1 protein-coding gene is annotated in these 2,642 nt (G+C 66.7%); it reads right to left on the minus strand.

Going from position 1 to position 2,642, the window contains the following annotated elements:
* A partial coding sequence (gene gcvP / locus PG5_RS31110; protein ID WP_042955916.1) for an aminomethyl-transferring glycine dehydrogenase occupies window positions 1-2,642 on the minus strand: 2,642 nt, incomplete at both ends.

Raw genomic sequence — 2,642 nt, forward strand, 5'->3', positions numbered from 1 at the left:
TACGGATGCGACCACTCGCCGACCAACTCCGCCGCGGTGTGCGGGGCGTTTTTCAGTGGGTTGTCGTCCTTGTCCAGGGTGCCGTTTTCCACCGCGCGGATTTCTTCGCGGATGCGGATCATGGCGTCGCAGAAGCGGTCCAGTTCTTCCCTGGATTCGCTTTCGGTCGGCTCGATCATCAGGGTGCCGGCCACCGGGAAGGACATGGTCGGGGCATGGAAGCCGAAGTCGATCAGGCGCTTGGCCACGTCATCGACGCTGATGCCGCTGCTGTCTTTCAGTGGGCGCAGGTCGAGGATGCATTCGTGCGCCACCAGGCCGTTGCTGCCGGTGTACAGCACCGGGTAGTGCTCTTCCAGGCGACGGGAGATGTAGTTGGCGTTGAGGATCGCCAGCTGCGAGGCGCGCTTGAGGCCGGCGCCGCCCATCATGCGGATGTACATCCAGGTGATCGGCAAAATGCTCGCGCTGCCGAACGGCGCGGCGCACACCGCGCCTTCCTTGCGCGCCATGTGCGCGTGGCCTGGCAGGAACGGCGCCAGGTGCGATTTCACACCAATCGGGCCGACGCCCGGGCCGCCACCGCCGTGGGGAATGCAGAAGGTCTTGTGCAGGTTCAGGTGCGAGACGTCGCCGCCGAACTTGCCCGGGGCGCAGAGGCCGACCATGGCGTTCATGTTGGCGCCGTCGATGTACACCTGGCCGCCGTGCTCGTGGATGATGCCGCAGATTTCGCGGATGCCTTCCTCGAACACGCCGTGGGTCGACGGGTAGGTGATCATCAGCGCGGCGAGGTGCTCGCGGTGCTCGATGGCCTTGGCGCGCAGGTCTTCGATGTCGACGTTGCCGCGGGCGTCGCAGGCGGTGACCACCACGCGCATGCCGGCCATCTGTGCAGTGGCCGGGTTGGTGCCGTGGGCCGAGGACGGGATCAGGCAGATGTCGCGACGGTCTTCGCCACGGCTCTGGTGGTAGGCGCGGATGGCCAGCAGGCCGGCGTATTCACCTTGCGAACCGGCGTTCGGCTGCAGCGAGATCGAGTCGTAGCCGGTGGCGGCGCAGAGCATCGCTTCCAGTTCATCGGTCAGCTGCTGGTAGCCGGCGCTTTGTGCGGCCGGGGCGAACGGGTGCAGGGCGCCGAATTCGGCCCAGGTCACCGGGATCATTTCGCTGGCGGCGTTGAGTTTCATGGTGCACGAACCCAGCGGGATCATGGTGCGGTCCAGCGCCAGGTCCTTGTCCGCCAGCTTGCGCAGGTAGCGCATCAGCTCGGTTTCCGAGTGGTAGCGGTTGAACACCGGGTGGCTGAGGATCGGCGACTGGCGCAGCAGCGCGGCCGGGAGGGTCGCTTGCGTGGCGGCGGCGAGGGCGGCGAAGTCCGGCAGGGCCTGGCCCGCGGCGAACAGCGCCCACAGGGTTTCGACGTCAGCCTGGGTGCTGGTTTCATCCAGGGACAGGCCCAGACGTTCAGCGTCGACCACGCGCAGGTTGATCTGCTGGGCGTGGGCCTGCTCGTGCAGTTTTGCGGTGTTGGCGCCGGTGTTCAGGGTCAGGGTGTCGAAGAAGTGTTCTTGCTCGACGTTCAGACCGATCGCTTTCAGGCCTTGGGCCAGGATCGCGGTCAACTGGTGCACACGCTGGGCGATCTGCGTCAGGCCCTGCGGACCGTGGTACACGGCGTACATGCTGGCGATGTTGGCCAGCAGCACCTGGGCGGTGCAGATGTTGGACGTGGCCTTCTCGCGGCGGATGTGCTGCTCGCGGGTCTGCATCGCCAGGCGCAGGGCCGGCTTGCCGAAACGGTCCACCGAGACGCCGACCAGACGGCCCGGCATGTCGCGCTTGAACGCATCCTTGGTGGAGAAGTACGCCGCGTGCGGGCCACCGAAGCCCAGCGGCACGCCGAAGCGTTGCGCGCTGCCAATGGCCACGTCGGCACCGAATTCGCCCGGCGGGGTCAGCAGGGTCAGGGCCAGCAGGTCGGCGGCCACGGCCACCAGGGCGTTGGCGGCGTGCAGGCGCTCGGTCAGCTCGCGGTAGTCGAACACGTCACCGTTGCTCGCCGGGTACTGCAGCAGGGCGCCGAAGAACGGCGACACGTCGCTCAGTTCGCGCTCGTCACCGACCACCACCTCGATGCCCAGCGGTTCGGCACGGGTGCGCAGCACGTCAAGGGTCTGCGGGTGGCAATGCACGGAGGCGAAGAACTGGTGGCCGCCCTTGTTCTTGCTCAGGCGCTTGCAGAAGGTCATGGCTTCGGCGGCGGCGGTGGCTTCGTCGAGCAGGGAGGCGTTGGCGATCGGCAGGCCGGTGAGGTCGCTGATCAGGGTCTGGAAGTTCAGCAGGGCTTCAAGGCGACCCTGGGAAATTTCCGGCTGGTAGGGGGTGTAGGCGGTGTACCAGGCCGGGTTTTCCAGGAGGTTGCGCAGGATCGGCGACGGCGTGTGGGTGCCGTAGTAGCCCTGGCCGATGAAAGTCTTGAACAGCTGGTTCTTGCCGGCGATGCCTTTGATCATCGCCAGGGCGTCGGCTTCGCTCAGGCCGTCTTCCAGGCCGAGCACGCTGGTGCCCTTGATGCTGTCGGGAATGACGCTGGCGCTCAGGGCTTCGAGGGAGTCGAAGCCGAGGGTGTTGAGCATGGC

The sequence above is a fragment of the Pseudomonas sp. G5(2012) genome (genome assembly GCF_000408945.1).
In the GTDB taxonomy this organism is placed as follows: domain Bacteria; phylum Pseudomonadota; class Gammaproteobacteria; order Pseudomonadales; family Pseudomonadaceae; genus Aquipseudomonas; species Aquipseudomonas umsongensis.